Raw genomic sequence first — 20602 nt, 5'->3', positions numbered from 1 at the left:
CCCTTCGGAGTCTTTTTTATCATTCATTGTTTTAAACTTAATTAATTTAAAAGTTTTTTCATCTTTCCCTGGCCGTTCCTGAATGAAGAAGGGCTTACCCTCATTAGAGTAGTATAAAGCTACCATTGTTGCTAAAAATACAGGGCTTAATACTACAATTCCAAAGGTGGCGAACAGGAAATCTAGCAGTCTTTTATAGTAAACTTCATACATTCAAGGCTCCCTAACTCAATCTTAAATTAATAATTAAACAAGTTTAATAACAGTCAATGATAAATCTACTAAAACTTAAATATAATACAGAACTATATAATTACTGTTAATTGCATTGTTCTATTATAGATCCATTTCATTTATCATCACTCGATTAACACTATGGACATCAAATTTATCTTCTGCAATTTTACGTGAAGCCTCACCCATTGATCTTATGAGTTCAGGATTAAGAATAAATTTTTCCATGGCCTCAACAAGATCATTGACTGCTTTAACTGGGACTAAGAATCCATTATAGCCATTAATAACCGTTTCACGACAGCCAGGCGCATCAGTAGTAATTATAGGTCTTCCCATGGCCATAGCTTCAAGTACTGTACGAGGAGTCCCTTCACGATATGAAGGTAATACATATATAGAGCTTGCAACAATAGCTGGTTTAACATCACTCAATCGACCCCAAAAATTGAATAGACCTTCTTTAATCCAACTGTCGAGCTCTTGTTGTGTTATAGCTGATGGATTCGAGTCAATATAACCAACTAAATCAAAGTTAATGTGTGGATATTTATATTTTAGGATTCTCGCAGCATTTGCATACTCACGAATACCTTTATCTATTAATAAACGTGCGATTAATAGAAATCTTATTTCAGGCTGATTGTTGATTTTAGGTAATGGAGCATCGTTAATGTTATATTCAGAGATATCAACACCAGAACCATTCACAACTACTGCAGATGTTTTATTATTAATTAATTTTAATTTTTTTAAATAAATTAAGGTCATCTGGGTTTTGAAAAAATACTTTTTCAGTTTTAGACAAAGCTTGGCGATATAATTCATGAATAGCTCTTTGAAAATAGCTACGTTTTCCGCTCTCTTCTACTTCCTGAAAAGCATAGCCAAGTCCCAGTAATTAGAGCAAATCTATGAGGTACTTTAGCTGCCCATGCTGCTAACATTCCATAAATTACAGGTTTGATTGTATATGTAAGTATGTATTCTGGCTGTATAGTTCTCATAAGAGAATAGAGTGATTTAGAGTATTTAAATCAGCTATAGGGTTTGTTCCTGTGCGTTGCATTGAAATGTTATGAGTAATGTAGCCTAAGGCTTCTAGTTCTTTTAAAACATTAGGGTAGCTGTCAAAGAGAGGAGTAGCTATATGAATTTCATAACCTCTATTTTTAATAGCCTGAATCAAATGGCCACGAAATTTTAAAATGGAGACTGGATGACTTGCAATAATTAATAGTTTCATTAGGAGTTAGTGCTTTTTGAAGTTTAAAGGTTAGTTAGTTGAGATAAATCTCTAGGTATGCATCTGCATTAGAAGAAAGAGAAAATTTATCTTTACACGCTCTCTAGCTTTTTTGCCTAATAATTGACGTTCCTCTGCTGTCAAGTTTAAAGCTCTGTTTATAGCGTCGGACAAGGCATTATTATTTTTAGGTTCTACAAGAAAGCCGGTTTCCCCTAAAGCTTCAGCCACGCCGCCACAATCAGTGGAAACGATTAAACATTCAGTAGACATAGCTTCTAATATAACCATAGGTAGCCCTTCCCAAGCGGAGGACATAACATATAAATCACATGCAGACATAAGTTGCTGAATATCTTTTCTTTCACCTAAAAATTCAATAAAGTTTGAGATTTGTAACTTCTGAATCTGATTAACAAATTCATCTTTAAGGGGGCCGTCACCGACGATGTATAGTTTAAAGTCTTTCCGAACTTTTATCAGTTTGGCAATTGACTCAAACAAATTAGGATAGTCTTTAGCTTCATGAAATCTACCTACCGCTAAAAGCATCAGCTTATTACCGACATCTAATTGTTTGCGTTTTATTTCTCTATAATTATCATCGTGTGTGAACTTATGGATATCAATTCCATTTGGAATACAAGTAATATTATTTTCTTTAACTGCGCCTTTCGCAATTAGTGAGCTAACCGCATCATGACTCACATTCGTGGATAAGTCTGCAAGATTCTGTGTAAAACGGTAGGATAACATTCTAAGCGTCCCACCTTCATTACTGCTATGTGATGTACATATCAGCTTTGGAATACGAATGGATAACCTGGACTAGTCTCGAGATTATATTTGCGTGATACATATGGCTATGAACTACATCAGGCTTATAGTTCTTAATAATATTACGTATAACAGCATATGCGTGAACAAAATCTTTAGGCCCATTCATATTAACGGGTATAAGCTGAACAGACTTATTTTTAGGCTGAACAACTGCTTTTCCAGTTAAATATATTATCTTGACGTCATGTCCACGATTTACAAGCTCATCAGATAAGCTGGTAACTAAGTGCTCAGCCCCGCCCATCCCTAATCCAGTTACTATCATTAATATTTTCATACCTGTGCTCAGCTCAATTAGTAATCGTTAGTAATAAGGGTGCCTAAAAATTGTAAAGAATGGACTAAAGGATTAGTTTGTATAAAGTTAAGTCTACTTATTTTTAATAGTTTATGAACCAGAGTGGTAATAAAATAAACGATAATTAATGGGTAAAAAATATTCCTGATATATGCTGAAATAGACCCTAAAGAGTTTCTCTGAATCCAAAAGCCTATAGTGACACCGATGATAAGTATTATAACAGACATGAAGTTACTTCTCATACTTGAGTATGTCCGCCATAAGAGACTAAGAATTAAAGGTATGAAAATTGATATAAATACAACACCACCATACCCAAATGATGCATAGGCTTCTGCCCCACACATTATAAGCAAGACCATAATCTAAACCATAAAATAAAGATGGCTGAAAATGGTCATTAAAATATGAAGAAGGAGTATCCAAATAGACTGGTTGGGATAGGCAGTAAGGCTAGAAAAGAATAAAAGTAATAGATCTTATCTGACTTATAATTATTAACTAAAACATAATCAAGGATTTGAGAAGTAGATAAAAACTCACTACCTGAAAGTAAATATGATATATCAAAGTTTTTCTAACCATAACAATAAGCCTTCATTTATTCCGTAGAAGAGTATATAACTGTAAAGACGCTTACTTAATATGAGTACTAATAAGGCTACAAGACCTGATATAACAAGTTTGTATTTAGATATTAATCTAAGGCGATTGTTTTCTAATAACAAGATACAGGCCCCGAGAACCGCAGTTGTGAAAGCAACTCTTCCTCCGTATACTAGTGATGAAAGTAGAAGTAAACTAAAAATAATCAGAAATGATTTGCTTTTTGTCTTAAGAGCAAGTAAAAAACCTGCTACAGGAAAATAAGAATAAAGAATAAAATACAATAAATTACCTGTTCCTTCTGAAATTTCTTTTTTATTCGTAGACGAAAGCAGTATCGGCATATAAAGAAATAAGCCAATAAGTGAAAAAAACAAAATAACCTTTAATCCAGTTTTATCTATACTTGCGGGTTGTAGGTGTTTGATAGGGTAGTTAGTTCTAGTGGTTAGCAATACTATACTGGAGCCAAGATATGCAAGCCCCATTACTACAAAAAATATCCGGAGATGCACTTATATATTGTCCAGAATAAGGATTAACGATAACTCCGAAGAATAAAACAACACTATATAAAAATAATATAAGAATATAGACAGCAATAAAATCAAACTTTCTCACCACAAAAAGTAATAGAGAGATAGTTGTTACTGCATTAGTAATGAAAAAAATATATTGAATGTTGCCCATAATTGCTCATAGTATATTATTTTTTAGTTTGATAACTTAAATTATCTAAAAGTAATTAAATCAATATGATTCAGGAGATTTTATTTTGTATTCTATCTTTTATATTAAGAAGTAGCCCAGCGGGTAAATAAAGTATAGGAACAGAAACCTGATGAGTATCTTCGGAAGTTTTTAAATCGCCACCAATTAGAAGCTGCTCGGAACTTTAGTTTAAATTTAGAGTAATGCTTATATTGATTTTTATAAACGTATAACGTTGAGTTTATACAGCGATATCTGTTTTTAATACTATTATCAGTTAGGCCACCGTCTAAGTATTCACAAATATAGCCTTTAAAGTTTATAAACTTAGTCATACCTTTTTTACTAAGCCATAAGAACATGGGAGATTCTGCCATAAAGTTCTCACCATCAAATTCAGGAAAGAAAAAGCCATTTAGAGAACCTGTCCTTATAAGATCTGCTTTATCGCCCGAAATATTTTGATAAATCCTATCTAAATAGGTGTTTAATTCTTTTGGATTATCAAATTTGTCACCTATTGTTTTTCCATCTGGATAGGCCCTTAGAAAAGAAATAGATATATAATCATTGCTAAGTTTGGATGCTTCTATATCTAGATACTCAATTGCATCGTTTTTCAGCCAATCATCACTATCAACAATTAATACCCACTCTGTAACAACTTTTTTAAAAGCCATATTTAAAGCGGTATGTTTACCGCCATTATCTTTTTCTAAAGTATCTTATCTGAATTTTATCTTCAGCAATAAAACTTTTAATAGTTTCTGTAGTATTATCGATGCTTCCGTCATCGATGATGAGCCATTCAAAGTTTTTTGATGTCTGTTTTATAAGTGATTCGTAAAGAATTGGCAGGGTATGGGCTCTGTTATAAGTAGGCGTAATTACTGTTATCATTTTAAGGTTTGCTCTTTTCTTGAGTTTATCGATAAAACTAATATCTAAATAAGTTTGAAAAATGAATAAAAAGATATATGTTACTAATCGAGTTAAGTGATAATTAATTGGTAAAGGAAACTTCTACTGTTGTTTAAGTTCTTAGAGGTACATTTTTTAAATCAAACTATTGCTACATTCCTATATTAAATATTGCGGAACATTAGCTTATGTGTTTATCAGCACTCTTAAAAGAAAGCTTAAATGAAACTTGGTTATTTATAATTTACGACTCAAAGCAGCATGGAAAGCAAAAAATAGAAATATTTCTGTAACGATTGTTGAAGTTACTGCACCTATGGTCCCAAAGATAGGGATAGTAATAAAGTTAATAATTAAGTTCAACAAAGCTGCAGCTCCCATAATTTTAACTTTAGTATCGATTAAGTCTTTGGTGTGCATTATTGAATCAGAATTCAATGTTAAAAACTTTATAGGGATATATACTGCTAAGGAATAAAGAATATAAAGCGCGGGAATGTATTTGTCACCAAATACAACGGTTATAAAAGGCTTTATGCAGACTATAAATGTAAGAAAGAATAAGCCCCCTACTATAAGACTATACTTAATATGGTTCTTGTATGTATGTTTTAGAGCAGCTTTATTAGCCGTAGCTAAGGTATGAATCTTTTTTTAATCTGAAAGTTAAGAAATAAACTCCCGGGATGAGACATACAGCTGTTACAAATACTAAAGAGAAGCCATAGTAACCTACTTCTGTATAATCTAAATAATAGCTTAATATTAATATATCGCTCTGGTAATATATTAAGTAAAACAATCCAGAGAGTCCGTAAGGATATGAATTTTTCAATAATTTAAGTAGGCTAACTTCATCATCATTTAACTTAGAACTACTAGGTGTTTTAAGCGCTAATTCAGCCTTAGTTAATTGCTTAAGGCTTATAATAGACATCAATACCACTATTATCGCTGATAAACTATATGCGACTGCTACATTATAAATGCTAGGAGTTCTTATAGTCAGTACTAAAACTAAGGAAACTAACATTAGTAGTTTAGGCGCCAATTGCCATATCGACAACAGCTTATAGTTTTCCTCGAGTTGGTACTTAAGAGTCGTAAATGAATTATATGAAATAGATATCATATATAAGAAAAAAAAGCAATAGATTATGAAGTAGTTTTCAAGCCCGTTTTTATAATAAGACCAACCTTGTAAGATCACAAATCCCAGTGTTGTAGTTATTACCAACTTCTGAATAACTGCTTTTCATCCATCTTGATGCATACTTACCTTCCTCGGAATAGGCACGTAATAAAAAGCTTGTAACCCCGAAGGCTACAATGGGTGCTACTAAGTTGACTAAGTTGATTACAGACGTATAAATACCATAATCATTAACGGACAGCACTTTAGCTAAATATAGCTGTACAAGAAAACCTGAGCCAGCACCTATAAAGACACTAAAGATTAGGTAAAGTATCGATCGCATTAATTATTGATCCTGATTCTTTAAATACCAAATCATGGCTTTATCAATGCCTTGAGAGATTTTAAATTTCGGCTCATATCCGAGTAGGCTGTTGGCTTTACTTACATCGGCTTGACTGTGACGCACATCCCCTGGTCTGAAGTCGCGATAAGTTGGTTCCTGCTCGTAGGTTACATCATTATCTGCTAATGCAGATCTAATGGCATTAAACAGTTCATTCAGCGTAGTGCGATCACCAACTGCTACGTTATACACTTGATTGGTAGCGTCTTCATTTTGAGTTGTCGCCGCTAATATATTGGCTTGTACCGTATTTTCGATATAGCAGAAGTCGCGGCTGGTATCGCCATCACCATTGATGAATACCGTATCATTCTTGATCATGGCAGCAGTCCACTTAGGGATTACTGCTGCATAAGCACCGTCTGGATCTTGGCGACGACCAAAGACATTGAAGTAGCGTAAACCAATGCTCTTGAAACCATATGAGCGAGCGAAGACATCGGCATAAAGCTCATTCACATATTTCGTGACCGCATAAGGAGACAACGGCTTACCAATTTTGTCTTCAACTTTGGGTAGGCCAGGGTGGTCACCATAGGTTGAGCTACTAGCGGCATATGTAAAGCTTTTGACTTCTGCATCACGCGCAGCGGTTAGCATATTCAAGAAGCCTGAGATGTTGACCTCATTAGTCGTAATAGGGTCAGCAAGTGAGCGAGGTACTGAACCAAGAGCTGCTTGATGAAGTACGTAATCAACACCTGAGCAGACCTTTTGACAGTCTGTGAAGTTACGAATATCACCTTCAATAAATCTAAAACGTTGCCATTGTTCAGCAGATACTAAGCTTTGCACTTCATCTAAGTTTTTCTGATAACCAGTAGCAAAGTTATCTAACCCAACTACAGTTTGGTTGAGCTTTAATAACGTCTCAAGAAGGTTTGAGCCAATAAAGCCTGCAACCCCTGTGACAAGCCAAGTCTTAGGAGTGGCAATTAGGTCTTGTTGAATTTTTTGGTATTGGGTCATAGAATGTTACTCTTTTATATTTCATAAATTCAGCAGATATAGGGTTTACTCTATAGTTGTGAGCTTTTTACAAACGAATATCACTCAGCTCACTATCAAATAGATATTTTAAATCATAAAGTACATGATTCTGATTACCTAGTGCTCGAATTTTATCTACACCCATTTCAACGAACTGATTATGAGCCACTGCCAAGATAATGCCATCGTAGCTATTTCGTTCTAGATTAGCAATGTCATTAATAGGAGTAATGTCATACTCATGTTGAGCCTCATTAGCATCTACCCAAGGATCGTAGACATCAACGTCGATGTTGTACTCTGCAAGCTCATGAACGATATCAATCACTTTGGTATTGCGCACATCAGGACAGTTTTCTTTAAAACTCAATCCTAATATTAAAACCCTCGCACCCTCAACTTGAATGCGTTTTTTAATCATAGTTTTTACTAACTGCGTAACGACATATTCGCCCATACTATCATTAAGTCGACGACCCGCTAATATAATTTCTGGGTTATAACCAATCGCTTGTGCTTTATGAGTCAAGTAGTAAGGGTCTACACCGATACAGTGTCCTCCCACCAGACCTGGTCGGAAAGGTAGGAAGTTCCATTTAGTACCAGCAGCAGTTAATACTGCTTCGGTATCAATCCCCATTTTATTGAAGATTACTGCCAGTTCATTAATTAAAGCAATATTCACATCACGCTGGGTATTTTCAATAACCTTAGCCGCTTCAGCGACTTTAATAGAAGGCGCCTTATGTGTGCCAGCAGTAATTATTAAGTTGTATACCTGATCGACTAAATCAGCCACTTCAGTCGTTGAGCCTGCGGTAACTTTTAGAATGTTAGTCACTCGATGTTCTTTATCACCTGGATTAATACGCTCAGGGCTATAACCTGCATAGAAGTCTTGGTTAAATTTAAGTCCTGAGCTATGTTCTAATTCAGGGATACACACTTCCTCAGTTGCGCCAGGGTAAACGGTTGATTCGTAAACCACAATATCGCCCTTTTTAAGTACACTACCAATGGCAGTAGAAGCTTTAATTAAAGGGGTTAAGTCGGGTTGTTTATAGGCATCGATAGGGGTGGGAACAGTGACGATATAAAAGTTACAGTCTTCAAGGTCCCTAATAGTTGAACTAAACTCTAAATGTTTAGCACTAGCTAGCTCTTCTTCACTCACTTCTAAGGTATGATCGGTTCCAGAATGAAGCTCTGATATTCTATTTTGATTAATATCAAAGCCAATGACAGAATAATTTTTTCCGAATTCGACTGCCAAAGGTAAGCCGACATAGCCTAGTCCTATAACTGCAATCTTAAGGTCTTCAAGATTTAACATGGATCACCTTTCAATTTAGAGTTTTTTTTAGTATTAAATATATTTAATAGATTTTTGAGATACTTTATATCAGTTGGGCTTATAGCCGTCTACATAATGGATAAATTGGTGTTTTAACCAATTGACATCATGATGTTGTGAACGAGTAGATAATTCAGATAATGTTGCTTCAATCTCTTTCAATTCAAAGCTGTGCTCACGAGCTTGCATGATCAGTGGATGGACAGTTGGTTCAATATTGTCATCCCCTATAATCAGCTCTTCATACAGCTTTTCGCCAGGACGCAGGCCACTAAATACTATTTCAATATCACCTTCGGGATGTGTATCGTCTTTTATCTCATAGCCACTGAGATGAATCATACGTCGTGCCAGATCAACTATCTTAACAGGATTACCCATATCCAGTACAAATACTTCCCCGCCTTGTGCCATTGCGCCTGCTTGGATCACTAGGTTCGCAGCTTCAGGTATGGTCATAAAGTAGCGTGTTACTTCAGGATGGGTTACCGTAATGGGCCCGCCCTTTGCAATTTGCTTAGTAAATAGGGGCACCACGGATCCTGATGAACCTAATACATTACCAAAGCGAACCATACTAATAGTCGTACTGCTCTTTTGCTCACTAAACCCTTGACACACCAGCTCTGCCAGTCGTTTAGAAGCACCCATAATATTGGTAGGACGTACTGCTTTATCAGTAGATATCAATACAAAAGTTTCAACTTTTGACTCTACCGCCGCGTTAACACAGTGATAAGTGCCCTTAGCATTATTAATCGCCCCTTCAAAGGGGTTAAATTCAACAATAGGGGACGTGTTTATACGCTGCAGCATGGTATACCGTCTGTATGTCATACTGATTAAATACTTTAATTAACTTATCTTGGTTGTTTACATTACCGAGTAAAGCAATGATCTCAGTATGGGGATGATCAGGATGTTGAGCTTGCCAAGCAAGTAGATCTTGATGGATGGCATATAGCGCATATTCAGACAACTCATAGAGGACCAAACATTTAGGACTATTTTTAATAATCTGCCGACACAGTTCACTACCGATAGAGCCACCAGCGCCAGTGACTAATACATTTCTTGTTTTCAATATTTTTAGCCAGTAGTTTTTGATCGGGTTCTACCGTTTGTCGATCCAGTACATCAAGGATATCCACTCGGCGCATGGTACTGACCGTGACTTTACCTTCTGCGATATCATGTAGGCTAGGCAGTTGCTTGATTTTGACTGACATTTCGGTAAGGCGATCTATGATGTCACGTCGACGTTGGCGACTGACGGAGGGCATAGCCAAAAACACCTGCGCCACATTTAGGTCAGAAACCAGTTTCTCAATGTGAGTGGCAGGGTAAATCTTTTTGTTTAAGATACGTCCACCAGTGAGACCATTATCATCATCGACAAAGGCTACCACTTGATAGCGTGGGGAAGTTTGTAAGGCATCTAGCAAGGCTGTACCGGACGTCCCCGCCCCATAGATAATGACCTTATCTCGATCAGATGTACCGTGACCATCCGTATAGTAAACAGGCTTACCCTGTAGGCGCAGCAGTAAGTCGCGGAAGATAAGACGACTGCTCCATAGCCATATAAACAACATAAATAAATAGAGTAGCGGCACGGAACGCGGGATACTGCTAATGCCTTCTAACAGATAAGCCACCGTAAATAGGATCAATATCCCCACAAACAGCAGCAATACCTTACGCATATCAGTATCAAAGAATATACGTGTCACGCCGCGGTAAAAGCCAATGAGGTATAGACCTACGATAGGTACTAAACCATATAAAGAGACCAATAAAGGACTGGCGTTGACATCGAGCACCCCTTGACGTAAAGACAACGCCAAAAATAAACACAGTATTGAAACCGCATAATCAACCGTTAGCAAAACCGCTTGCTTAGCGGGGCGCGGTAATTCTAATAGCCATTCAGCAACTTTTTTTAGCACAGTAGGTTGACCAAACTCAGTATGTTGATTTACTACTGCCTCACTATTGTGAGTTTGGCTTCTATTACTAATACCATTTTTATCATGACGGCTTTTATTAGGATTGTGTCGCATTTTGATATCGCTAGTTTGATGTTCTGGTCTATTAGATTAACACGGAGTGACTAACAGTTAGCATTTACCTTGCTTCAAGGGACATACTAACTTGCTAGTCTTTCGAATTACCATACGCATAGTTATAGTGGTAGCTATATTTGTCAGTGATGCCTTGTACCACATCATTTAGCACGATACCATCTACCGTGATATTAGCCTTATGCATTTTGATTAATCGCATAAGAGACCTGTCCTTCAATAGAATCATTATAGCGTACCACAATCAGTACTTTATCCGCATACTGTGCGGTAATCATCGCATCCGATACGGCTAAGATAGGCGGCGTGTCAATAATAATATAATCATAGACAGATACTAACTGTAGCACCATAGTCGCAAATTTATCAGTGGACAACAGCGAAGCAGGGTTATTCGGATGTTTACCTCGTGGCATAAAGTCAATAAATTCAAAGCTAGTCGGCTGTATATAGTCAGCAATAGTCAACCCAGCTGAGTCCGTTAAGTAGTCACCAAGTCCCATATTATGATTGACAGTAAAGATATGATGTAGCTCACCACGACGCATATCACCATCGATAATCAGCACCTTTTTATTTAACTGAGAAAACGTCTCTGCTAAGTTAGACGCAATAAAGGACTTACCAATACCAGGCGATTCACCACTGACCACAATGACTTTACCAGGCTTGCGATGAGTTAACTGTTCATCGTGTAGTTGGTTTCTATCACCCAGTACAGTCGTTATCTTACTCACAGGTGGCATGGCAAACATAAGCGCTGTACGTAGGCTTTTTATGCCTTCATAGCTCAGTCCATCGTGCTCGACGGTTGCAAGTAGACGGCGGTTATTTTTATTATTGTTTTTACTGAGATTAAAGGAGGTCTTAGAGCGTGGAATAGTGGCGATAACTGGTACGCCCGTCTTGGCTTCCAAACGCTCCGGATCTTTAACCGTATTACGCAGTAAGCTCTTAAGAAATACCAGTAAAGTACCCAGCATTGTACCTAGTAGTAATGCCAATACCCAAATTTGTAGCTTTTTAGGCGCAATAGGTTTGTAGGTACTAATCGGCATATCGACCACCCGTACATAACCAATCTCACCGGCGCGCGCAATCTTAAGCTGCTCGTAGTTCTTCAGCATGGTCAGATAAATTTCACGATTGATATCCATATCTTGTGATAACTGTAAGAACTGACGCTGTACTTCCGGTAGACCGGATAAGGTATCTTTTATTTCTTGACGACGTGCATTAAGCACTTCCAGTTGGTCATTGATCTGAATGACTAACGGATGCTCGTCAGTATAATAGGTCAACAGCTCGGCTTGCTTTAAGTTAAGCTCACTTAATTGCCGCTCTATTTGCGCACTCTCTTCTAGCAGTATTTCCGACTCTTTACTAACATCAATGGTGCCGTACTCTTCGCGAAACTTATTAAAAGCCTCTTCCGCTTGCTCGAGCTTTTCTTTTAACTGAGGAATCTGAGACTCCATAAACTCAATCGTCGTCGTGGTTTGCTGAGAACCACGCGCTAAGTTTTGATCCACGTAAGATTGCACCACATTGGACAATACTCGGCTCACTTGTTTTTGATCGTTGCCAGTGAGCGTCAGTTGAACAATACCGGTTTGCTTACCACGCTCAGAAACGGATAAATTTTGACTGAGTGCGTCAATAGCAGAGGGCGTTGACAGATTGCTGATACTAATGGTATGGCCTACTGCTGGTAATGCAGTAACTTGAATATGTATATCACCTTCTGGCGTACGTATGGTTACTGGTGTTCCTAAGTTACCAGTATAAGCAACAGTTTCTTTGTTTAATTCTGTACTTAACTCAAACCCCGAATCTGTTTTCACCAGATTAAACGTTTTACCTTGATAGGCCAACGGTACCTCAAAGTTTGCGATTTGTACTTGCCCGTCTCCAGTCTCTAAGAACACGCCTTTATCAGTGCTAGTCTGAGTAGGGACGCTTGACTGAGCAATACGATCTAGCGCGCCTATTGCAGGATCACTAACCCTTATATCTAGATGCAACTTGTCCACTACCGGCTCAAGTACCATACGCGACTTAATTAGCTCGCGTTCAGTCTCAGCAGGGCTGGTACTTTCACCCACCAGTTCAGAGATGTTGCTACCTAATGCAGCGATGCCAGAAGACTTATCATCGATTTGGATCAGCGCATCTGTTTTGAAAGTTGGCTGCACAAATCGACTATAAGTAAAACCTAGTATCAGGCCGATTAACGCACAGCCAAGGATGATCTTCCAGCCTTGTAATAAGGTCAGCAATAGCGCAATCAGATCGATCTCATCGTCCTGTTGAGTGGTCGTATTGGTCGCAGGGTTTGGCACTGTTTTGCTCATAGGGTTTCGCTATATCTAAATCAGGGGTTAAATCGAGTGTTAAGTTTATACTAGCTCAGACGGCTCTATGTTTGCAGGTCGTTTGCCCGTCGTATGTAGAGCAAGACACCCTACACCAGTTTATCTTGCCAGTCGTCGATACTGGTGACGATGTCGTTATACGCCGTCTCAAATGCTGATATTTCATGTTTATAGGGGTCAGCAATGTCTTTATCGCGCCAGTGACCCAACTTAAAAGTCTTACCACGACAAAACGGCCAACGATCTTCGATCCATTTGGTTTGACTGTCTGACATGGTAAAGATCAGATCTGCTTTGCGTACCAAATCATCATCGATCTGTTTCGCCACATGGTCGCTAATATCGATCTCATTGTGCTCTGCCATGATTTTAATAGAGGCAGGGTCTGCAGGATGATCGACCAAAGCGCCCACACCAGCAGAGTCAATATGCTTATTGGGGAAGCGCTGTTTTAATAACGCTTCTGCCATGGGACTACGACAGATATTGCCGATACAAACTACCAATATATTGTCAAATGCCATAGGGTACCACTCAAAATATTAAAACAAATAAAAATATAAAACTTATGCAAAAAGCTAGATTTCGGTGATTCAGGCGACTAGGGATTATTTATGAAGCCTCTGGAACTACTGTACAGCAAGCGAATAAATGATACCCAGTCGCCACAAATTCTAACTATGCATAAGAAATCATAAAAACACTGCAAAACGCTAAAACAGACTAAACGGCGTTGACCATCTACAGCGTCGCTAACTGACGGATAGCGGTTGATGACGGTAAGATCGAGTTGATAAATCGTGACCAGCGCGTTAAGCCAGTAGGATCGACATAGACGATATCATTAGGCTGCATCTCAAAGCGATTGGCTAATGCCAAGTTGGTCACCGTTTGCAGATTAACATAATATATATCAGTATAAGAAGCGTTACCATGGTCGCGAACAATATAGATTTTTGCCGCATCTGCCGTTAATGGGTTTAAGCCGCGTGACTGTCCCATAACATGGGCTAGCGTTAACCCTTGTTCAGGTATTTCTACTGGTTCAATCTGTCCGAATTCACCCAATACATATACCTTATTACGATCTAAGCTATTTACATGGACTGAATCACCATCTTGTAAATAGATTTGATTCGCAGATATGCCCATTTCTTGTAGATCGCGTAAGCCTAGATGATACTGAGTACCATTACGTGTTAATACCACACTATTGGTGTCGCCTTCAGGTGTTTGTCCACCTGCTAAAGATATCGCACTGTATAGAGTTACTGGGGCATCCGCGATATTAAACTCACCGGGTTGACGCACTTCGCCATCGATAAAGAATTTACTGCCTCGGAAGTTAACGATCTTCACTTGAGGGTCAGGATACTTTAAATAACGCTGTAGTTGACTACGTAAGCTGGCAGTGAATTGACTCACGGTGAGTCCACTGGCCTTAACACGGCCAACCAATGGAAACTGGATATAGCCTTGTTGATCGACAGGATAGCCTGATGCGTAGGGGTTAGATGCATTAACGGATGTCGTATTAGGAGGTGTAATTTCCGGATAGCTAATCAGGTTAATGTTTAAGATATCACTGGTTGAGATACGATATTCAGAGCCACGAGATTTTGACCCACTCAATAACTCACGCACGCGTGAATTCTTCGTCCCTAAGCCTGGATGACTGTTATTCAAACCGCTATAAGTGGGTGAAGAAGGTAAATTTGCTAAGCTTAATGGCTGAATATTAAATTGCATACCATTGTCTGCAATAAAGGCGCCTTGTGGTGGTAGTTCGCCAGATTGCAGACCAGAGTTTATACTGGTACATCCTGAAGTTAACCCGATAAGCACCGCTAAAGTGGTGCTAGTAAGCAATGATTGAGGACGTTTTTAAAACATTCATGTTAACTTCTCTACCTTTTTTACGACGACGCTTTACAACAGCATAGGTCTTATCTTGTTGAGCTTAATACAATTAATTGAATTTAAATACGTCATTAAATTCAGTACATAAGACAGCTTGGATCTTTAATAAGTCTATATGCTTTATAAACTGTGCTCAAAATGTATACATTATTACCGCTATTTTAACACTAAATTAAGTGCGCTGTCTCAATATGCGCGTATCTTACTATAAAAAAGAGGATAGTTGCTATAGCAGTAGGGATTTAATAGTAGAGCCGATAGCAGTAAAATAAGCTCAAATATAGGCTAGAGTAGTAGTCATAGCACTAGGAGCAATAAACTTGCTTTCAATGGGCTTATTCTAAATATAACTTAAATCTTATACTCAAATCCTAGTCAGCTAAGAAAATTGTGCTTAAAGAGATCACTACCACCATTCAGGCTCAGTAACTTTTGTCTTGGCATCTTCTTCAACCTCAACTGTATTTTTTGGCACTTCGCTAATAAACCGAGAGATTTTGTCAAAATATCCTGAGAAGCTCGAAAAATAATTTGGCGCCGTTAAATACAAATGAGTTTTGGCTCGACTACATGCAACGTAAAACAGTTTACGTTCTTCCTCTAACGATTCAAAGTCGTCTAATGAGCGATGATGCGGCATTAAGCCATCTACCAAGGCATTAATAAATACCACTGGCCACTCAAGTCCTTTTGCACTGTGAATCGTCGAAATCGTCACTGCGTCATTGTCTTGCGCCGCAGCTTCGCCCTGGGTGGCAACAGAATCATTAGGCGGATCGAGCGCAAGGTTCTCCAAAAAGCGTTCAATACTCGCATGCTCTTGCGCCAAGCTCTTAAGTACGCGAAAATCTTCAGCACGTTCACGCCAATTATCTTCAATAGCCTTTAATACCGGCATATAAAATTCAATCAGTTTATTGATAATATCGGTTATCGATTCAGCCTGTTCGGCTTGAGTGAGCACATGATACAACTCAGCGAGCTGCTCATTATTTTTATTAAGCTTAGGGTCGCGCAGTGGTTCTAAAGAGTTGCCTTGCTGATTAATCGATTGGGTCAGTCTAGTCGCTGTAACACTACCAACCCTTTAAATAGCGTCAAAATACGGTGCCAAGAAATAGTGTCATTGGGATTATATAATATTTTAACCAATGCCAAGATGTCTTTAATATGGCGTTTTTCAATAAACTTAATACCGCCAACTACGATAAAAGGAATACCGCGCTCCATAAACTCTATCTGGATATGGCTAGACTGAAAGGAGGTGCGCCCCAGTACTGCGAAATCATTATAGTCGTGCTCGGGCTTTAATTCGATGATTTTATCAGCAATATATTTGGCCTCTTGTGTCTCATTACTGCGTCGACAAAAGGACGGTTTAAGTCCTTGTATCGGCATATCTGAGAAGAGCTTCTTTTGATAGCCAAGAGTGATTTGCTCCGATAAGGCATTGACGTAATCGAGCACAGCGGGCGTACTGCGATAATTTTGCTCGAGTTTGATCAGCTTAGCTTCTGGGTAGCTGTCGCCAAATAACAGGATGTTTTCATAATTAGCCCCGCGAAAGGCATAAATACTCTGATTATCATCACCGACCACCATTAACGATACATTTTCAGGCTCGCAGATATAGTCAATCAGCTGCTTTTGCGGAATATTGGTATCTTGATACTCATCGACCATCACATGACGGTAAGTGTCTTGCAGGATTTTACGGAACTGTTTGTTAGTCTTTAGGTGCATGACCACTTGACCGATAATGTCATCAAAATCATAAAGGTGATTGGCACGTTTATAATGATGAAACTCTTGAGCCAATTGTTCAATTGCATCTATATGAATGATTAAATCAGGATAGTCATTTTCAATTAAATCACGAATAAGGATGCGGCGATTGCGCGAAGTAGAGATAATATTTTGCAGGCGTTTTTTACGCGGGAAGGCCTGTTTGGTGTTTTTGGCAGAATAGCCTTTTTCTTTACAAATAAGGTCAATCGCATCCTCACTGTCACCGGTATCTAAAATAGTGAATCTTGGGTTAATGCCTAACAGCCCCGAGTAGCGACGCAGCAGCATATTACAAAACGAGTGAAAGGTGCCACTAGTAATATCATTAGGGTTTTGGTTATCCGGTAGGCGATCTGACAGTAAGGTTTTGACCCGACTTTTAATCTCATTAGTAGCTTTACGGGTAAAGGTAAGCAATAGAATACTATTCGGCGCTGCACCTTTTTCAATCAGGTAACTGGTTCGGTAAGTTAAGGTTTTGGTTTTACCAGATCCGGCGCCAGCAATAACAAGCGCTTTTGCCTTGAATAGTAGTCGCTGCCAAGCGCTGACTTGGGTTTAATTCATTAAGATAATCGACAGACAGTTCTAAATCATCAACCTTTGAGTCATCATTGTTTTCAGATATAGATTCTGGCGTGATGAGATTGGCTTCAAGCTTTGCAATGGACTGACGTAGGTTACCAATCTTACCTCTGATGTCATCATGTAGCAGCGGATAAGTATAGGTATGGGTGTCAAATAAGGTGTCAGTCATAGTATCCCCTTTTGGGTCATTGGCGGTCAAGGGTTCAAAAAGGAATATAAAGTAGGGCGTGTCCCTAATTGGATTATTGGGTCAAAAATTGTTTAAGAGCATGAGTGAATTGCACCGGCGCATCCATAGGTATAGCGTGGCCGGAATGTGCAATCTTAATAACAGTACTATTAGGTAGGGAGTCTGCGACTTTATATTGCCAAGCAGGGTCATATAACTTTGACCGACCGCCAATTAATAGCGTAGTGGGTGTCGAGGTTGTCAGTGCTTCTCGATAATCATAAGGTAGAGTCAGGTAAGCCTCTAGACCATGCAGCTTCTGTCGCCATGTCTTGTGCTCATAAAGTGCCAGTTTATGCGGCGCTTGATAGGCCATGGCATTCACCAACCAGCGCGATGAGGGGCGATCTACTGACATTAGGGAGAAAGCAGTCTCCATTTTGACGATTTGCTGTTTAACCGGATAAGGCAGATGGCTAAACTCAGTGATGGCTGTTTTTTGAGTGTCTAACTTATTGGTATAAGGTAGCGTGGCCTCAAGTACGTCACTAAACTGTTCAAAGACCTCCGCTTGTTTATCGCCAAAAACACCACCCTGCCAATCAGGCTGATTATGCACAATCGGAGATTGGTCAATATTTAGATAACGACGCACTCGATTTGGGCGGGTACTGTTGTTTGGGCGGTCACTGTTGATAGTAGATTGACGAGCGCTAATTAAATCAACAGATGCAGCAGGTGAGTGCGGATGACGATTAAAATAGGCCCACATCACTAAGGCACCCATAGAAATCGCTGCCACATCTATCGATTCAGCCTGATGAGTATGACAAATATGCTCAAGCAACACGTCAACATCATCGGCATATTGCTCAATAAAATCAAACTGCGTTGAAGGGCTATCAGCCGCAAGTCCCCAACCACGCAAATGGGGTAGATAAAATTGAAACTGCTTTGTTAGCGGTAAAATAAAAGGCAGAAATTGCCGCGCGTCCATCCCAAAGGCATGTAACAGCAAAACAGGTTCGCCTTCGCCAATCACATTGACTGGAATCAAGAAGCCATCATCCGCAACCACATGTTGCAAACGTAGATGATACGGCTGCAACAGCGACTGTTTAGTGGCAATCTATTTAATAGGGAGCTATTTAGTAGGGCGTTATTTAATAGGGGTTTTTTTACTAGGGAGCTATTTAATAGATTGCCACTGACGACTTTTTTACCCAATACTTTAAGCATAGCTGTTGTCATTAAGCGTTAAAGTCTGGCGAGTCAATACATTCAACCACATTTAAATCAAAGCCAGATAGGGCGTTGAATTTCAGCGGGGTTGATAATAAACGCATATCACGCACGCCTAGGTGACGTAAAATTTGTGCGCCAACACCAATACTGCGGTAAGGCTGATTAGATAACGTCGATAGCGACTGATTATTGGTCGCCCGTTCTAATACCTCCCCAAGATCTACAGGCTCATTGTTACCAATCCACACCAACACACCACGTTCAGACTGACTGATCTCTTTTAGTGAGCTTTGCACGCTCCAACCACTACGGCCGGTTTCATCACGCTTAGCTGCGAATAAATCACGTAAAGGATGGAAGCCATGCACACGTACGGTACTCACGCCTTCGCTTGGATCGCCTTTGACTAAGGCTAAATGCGTCTCTGACGCACCATATTCTTGGAACTGATATAAGGTGAAGGTGCCAAAGTCAGTTTCAAAGGGCGTTTATTCACCTCTTTTACGGTTTGCTCATTGGCAATACGGTAGTTAATCAAGTCAGCAATGGTACCAATTTTTAAGGTCATGCTCTGCGGCAAATTTTTCTAAGTCATCACGGCGGGCCATGGTGCCATCTGGATTGATAATTTCAACGATAACCGCTGCTGGCTCAAGGCCGGCTAGTCGGGCTAAGTCGCAGCCTGCTTCAGTATGGCCGGCACGGTGCAGAACGCCGCCATTTTGCGCCATAATTGGGAAAATATGACCGGGTTGTACGATGTCTTCTGCTTTTGCTGATGACGATACAGCAGCTTGAACAGTACGTGCGCGATCCGCAGCAGAAATACCCGTGGTTACGCCTTCAGCAGCTTCAATCGATACTGTGAAGTTGGTGCTAAATTTGGCTTGGTTACGGTCACTCATTAGCGGTAATTCAAGACGACGGCAGCGCTCTTCGGTCAAGGTCAAACAAACCAAACCGCGTGCATGGGTAATCATGAAGTTAATGGCTTCAGGATTGATGTGAGTGGCTGCTATAATCAAATCGCCTTCGTTTTCACGGTCTTCATCATCCATCAAGATGACCATTTTGCCTTCACGAATGTCTTCAATGATGTCTTTAATATTATCTAGTGCCATAGCAATGGATCTCTTTTATTGTTTAATAATGTTGTTTAGTCAAGGATTTTATAGGCGACCATTGTACCCCTAACTGAGGTTTAGTGCCATTAACTGCCATGAATCAACGGTATTGAAATGATTAACCGTATTCAGTGTGATTGAGCTTCTTATTAACCCTACTAAGATGATTTAATGCTACTAAGACGATCTAATAGCACTAAGATGATTTTTGTATTGGGCTGCGATTGTAGCCACTGCATAAATTGTAAGCTGTGCTGCTCGCGTTGATTATCTGCATATTCATAAAACTGAGTACCGATTAGATTGTCAGGCAAATATTGCTGCGGATAATAATGATTTGGATAATCATGAGGGTAGACATAATCTTGACCGTAACCTTGTGCTTTCATCAGACCAGTGACGCCGTTACGCAGATGCAAAGGAACAGGCGACTGGTCTTTTTGTGCCAATGTCATGGCTTTTATTAATGGCCATATAAGTGCTATTGCTCTTGGCAGAGGTGGCTAAATACACCACCACTTGACCCAAGATAATCCGTGCTTCTGGCATGCCAATCATTTTTACC

General features: G+C 39.2%; 20 protein-coding genes and 4 pseudogenes. All 24 read right to left on the bottom strand.

Annotation, left to right across the window (positions count from 1 at the left end; genetic code table 11):
* Nucleotides 1–213: sugar transferase (locus AC2SLO_RS12710; protein WP_495637137.1), on the bottom strand; the 213-nt coding region annotated here is incomplete at its 3' end.
* 123 nt (nucleotides 214–336) lie between these two features.
* A pseudogene (locus AC2SLO_RS12705) lies at nucleotides 337–1480 on the bottom strand (glycosyltransferase family 4 protein).
* A gap of 51 nt (nucleotides 1481–1531) precedes the next feature.
* The gene (locus tag AC2SLO_RS12700) at nucleotides 1532–2236 is read right to left on the bottom strand and encodes a glycosyltransferase (protein ID WP_495637136.1); all 705 of its coding nucleotides are present in this window, start codon (nucleotides 2234–2236) and stop codon (nucleotides 1532–1534) included.
* A 25-nt stretch (nucleotides 2237–2261) separates the two neighbouring features.
* Nucleotides 2262–2564, bottom strand: a complete 303-nt coding sequence (locus AC2SLO_RS12695; protein WP_495637140.1) for a glycosyltransferase — start codon at nucleotides 2562–2564, stop codon at nucleotides 2262–2264.
* Between the two features lie 623 nt (nucleotides 2565–3187).
* Complete coding sequence (locus tag AC2SLO_RS12690) at nucleotides 3188–3715, bottom strand: hypothetical protein (RefSeq protein ID WP_495637135.1); 528 nt, start codon at nucleotides 3713–3715, stop codon at nucleotides 3188–3190.
* A 306-nt stretch (nucleotides 3716–4021) separates the two neighbouring features.
* Nucleotides 4022–4636: pseudogene (locus AC2SLO_RS12685) on the bottom strand (glycosyltransferase family protein); the annotation flags it as partial.
* Nucleotides 4637–4643: 7 nt separating this feature from the next.
* The gene (locus AC2SLO_RS12680; RefSeq protein ID WP_495637134.1) at nucleotides 4644–4838 is read right to left on the bottom strand and encodes a glycosyltransferase; all 195 of its coding nucleotides are present in this window, start codon (nucleotides 4836–4838) and stop codon (nucleotides 4644–4646) included.
* Nucleotides 4839–5096: 258 nt separating this feature from the next.
* Nucleotides 5097–5279 (bottom strand): hypothetical protein, encoded by a 183-nt coding sequence (locus AC2SLO_RS12675; protein ID WP_495637133.1) that lies wholly within the window; start codon nucleotides 5277–5279, stop codon nucleotides 5097–5099.
* A gap of 761 nt (nucleotides 5280–6040) precedes the next feature.
* Nucleotides 6041–6337 carry an oligosaccharide flippase family protein gene (locus AC2SLO_RS12670; protein ID WP_495637132.1) on the bottom strand — a complete coding sequence of 99 codons (297 nt, stop codon included), beginning with the start codon at nucleotides 6335–6337 and terminating at the stop codon, nucleotides 6041–6043.
* Nucleotides 6338–6340: 3 nt separating this feature from the next.
* Nucleotides 6341–7369, bottom strand: coding sequence for an NAD-dependent epimerase/dehydratase family protein (locus AC2SLO_RS12665; protein ID WP_486541489.1), 1029 nt, complete (start codon nucleotides 7367–7369; stop codon nucleotides 6341–6343).
* A 67-nt stretch (nucleotides 7370–7436) separates the two neighbouring features.
* Nucleotides 7437–8723: a Vi polysaccharide biosynthesis UDP-N-acetylglucosamine C-6 dehydrogenase TviB gene (gene tviB, locus AC2SLO_RS12660; protein WP_486541491.1), complete on the bottom strand. Its 1287-nt coding sequence runs from the start codon at nucleotides 8721–8723 to the stop codon at nucleotides 7437–7439.
* A 69-nt stretch (nucleotides 8724–8792) separates the two neighbouring features.
* On the bottom strand, nucleotides 8793–9560 hold the full coding sequence (locus AC2SLO_RS12655; protein ID WP_495637131.1) for a polysaccharide biosynthesis protein: 768 nt from the start codon (nucleotides 9558–9560) through the stop codon (nucleotides 8793–8795).
* Nucleotides 9526–9828 carry a polysaccharide biosynthesis protein gene (locus AC2SLO_RS12650; protein ID WP_495637130.1) on the bottom strand — a complete coding sequence of 101 codons (303 nt, stop codon included), beginning with the start codon at nucleotides 9826–9828 and terminating at the stop codon, nucleotides 9526–9528. Before AC2SLO_RS12650 ends, AC2SLO_RS12655 begins: the two co-directional genes overlap by 35 nt.
* Entirely contained in the window at nucleotides 9779–10807 is a 1029-nt protein-coding gene (locus tag AC2SLO_RS12645) for a PglD-related sugar-binding protein (protein WP_495637129.1), read from the bottom strand. The genes AC2SLO_RS12650 and AC2SLO_RS12645 overlap by 50 nt, the downstream gene beginning before the upstream one ends.
* A gap of 94 nt (nucleotides 10808–10901) precedes the next feature.
* Nucleotides 10902–11030: a hypothetical protein gene (locus AC2SLO_RS12640; RefSeq protein ID WP_495637128.1), complete on the bottom strand. Its 129-nt coding sequence runs from the start codon at nucleotides 11028–11030 to the stop codon at nucleotides 10902–10904.
* A complete protein-coding gene (locus AC2SLO_RS12635; RefSeq protein WP_495637127.1) occupies nucleotides 11008–13182 on the bottom strand; it encodes a polysaccharide biosynthesis tyrosine autokinase in 2175 nt (724 codons plus the stop codon). The genes AC2SLO_RS12640 and AC2SLO_RS12635 overlap by 23 nt, the downstream gene beginning before the upstream one ends.
* 110 nt (nucleotides 13183–13292) lie before the next feature.
* Entirely contained in the window at nucleotides 13293–13727 is a 435-nt protein-coding gene (locus AC2SLO_RS12630) for a low molecular weight protein-tyrosine-phosphatase (RefSeq protein ID WP_486541497.1), read from the bottom strand.
* A gap of 217 nt (nucleotides 13728–13944) precedes the next feature.
* The gene (locus AC2SLO_RS12625) at nucleotides 13945–15072 is read right to left on the bottom strand and encodes a polysaccharide biosynthesis/export family protein (protein ID WP_495637126.1); all 1128 of its coding nucleotides are present in this window, start codon (nucleotides 15070–15072) and stop codon (nucleotides 13945–13947) included.
* A gap of 457 nt (nucleotides 15073–15529) precedes the next feature.
* Nucleotides 15530–16141: a 3'-5' exonuclease gene (locus AC2SLO_RS12620; RefSeq protein ID WP_495637139.1), complete on the bottom strand. Its 612-nt coding sequence runs from the start codon at nucleotides 16139–16141 to the stop codon at nucleotides 15530–15532.
* A gap of 38 nt (nucleotides 16142–16179) precedes the next feature.
* Nucleotides 16180–17418 (bottom strand): UvrD-helicase domain-containing protein, encoded by a 1239-nt coding sequence (locus AC2SLO_RS12615; protein WP_495637138.1) that lies wholly within the window; start codon nucleotides 17416–17418, stop codon nucleotides 16180–16182.
* Nucleotides 17396–17668, bottom strand: coding sequence for a hypothetical protein (locus tag AC2SLO_RS12610; protein ID WP_495637125.1), 273 nt, complete (start codon nucleotides 17666–17668; stop codon nucleotides 17396–17398). The genes AC2SLO_RS12615 and AC2SLO_RS12610 overlap by 23 nt, the downstream gene beginning before the upstream one ends.
* 73 nt (nucleotides 17669–17741) lie before the next feature.
* Complete coding sequence (locus tag AC2SLO_RS12605) at nucleotides 17742–18776, bottom strand: alpha/beta fold hydrolase (RefSeq protein ID WP_495637124.1); 1035 nt, start codon at nucleotides 18774–18776, stop codon at nucleotides 17742–17744.
* A gap of 142 nt (nucleotides 18777–18918) precedes the next feature.
* Nucleotides 18919–20034, bottom strand: a pseudogene (gene ribBA / locus AC2SLO_RS12600) (bifunctional 3,4-dihydroxy-2-butanone-4-phosphate synthase/GTP cyclohydrolase II).
* Between the two features lie 161 nt (nucleotides 20035–20195).
* A pseudogene (locus AC2SLO_RS12595) lies at nucleotides 20196–20602 on the bottom strand (AAA family ATPase); the annotation flags it as partial.

The sequence above is a fragment of the Psychrobacter sp. CX14 genome, assembly GCF_057396205.2.
The sequence above is the reverse complement of the archived record's forward strand: the minus strand, read 5'-3'. Positions and strand labels throughout refer to the sequence as shown.

Bases quoted from the DNA above. Each gene is read 5' to 3' on its own strand.
- AC2SLO_RS12700 (WP_495637136.1), bottom strand. From the start codon at position 2,236: ATGTTATCCTACCGTTTTACACAGAATCTTGCAGACTTATCCACGAAT.
- AC2SLO_RS12695 (WP_495637140.1), bottom strand. From the start codon at position 2,564: ATGGGCGGGGCTGAGCACTTAGTTACCAGCTTATCTGATGAGCTTGTA.
- AC2SLO_RS12690 (WP_495637135.1), bottom strand. From the start codon at position 3,715: ATGGGGCTTGCATATCTTGGCTCCAGTATAGTATTGCTAACCACTAGA.
- AC2SLO_RS12680 (WP_495637134.1), bottom strand. From the start codon at position 4,838: ATGATAACAGTAATTACGCCTACTTATAACAGAGCCCATACCCTGCCA.
- AC2SLO_RS12675 (WP_495637133.1), bottom strand. From the start codon at position 5,279: ATGCACACCAAAGACTTAATCGATACTAAAGTTAAAATTATGGGAGCT.
- AC2SLO_RS12670 (WP_495637132.1), bottom strand. From the start codon at position 6,337: ATGCGATCGATACTTTACCTAATCTTTAGTGTCTTTATAGGTGCTGGC.
- AC2SLO_RS12665 (WP_486541489.1), bottom strand. From the start codon at position 7,369: ATGACCCAATACCAAAAAATTCAACAAGACCTAATTGCCACTCCTAAG.
- tviB (WP_486541491.1), bottom strand. From the start codon at position 8,723: ATGTTAAATCTTGAAGACCTTAAGATTGCAGTTATAGGACTAGGCTAT.
- AC2SLO_RS12655 (WP_495637131.1), bottom strand. From the start codon at position 9,560: ATGCTGCAGCGTATAAACACGTCCCCTATTGTTGAATTTAACCCCTTT.
- AC2SLO_RS12645 (WP_495637129.1), bottom strand. From the start codon at position 10,807: ATGCGACACAATCCTAATAAAAGCCGTCATGATAAAAATGGTATTAGT.
- AC2SLO_RS12640 (WP_495637128.1), bottom strand. From the start codon at position 11,030: ATGCGATTAATCAAAATGCATAAGGCTAATATCACGGTAGATGGTATC.
- AC2SLO_RS12635 (WP_495637127.1), bottom strand. From the start codon at position 13,182: ATGAGCAAAACAGTGCCAAACCCTGCGACCAATACGACCACTCAACAG.
- AC2SLO_RS12630 (WP_486541497.1), bottom strand. From the start codon at position 13,727: ATGGCATTTGACAATATATTGGTAGTTTGTATCGGCAATATCTGTCGT.
- AC2SLO_RS12610 (WP_495637125.1), bottom strand. From the start codon at position 17,668: ATGACTGACACCTTATTTGACACCCATACCTATACTTATCCGCTGCTA.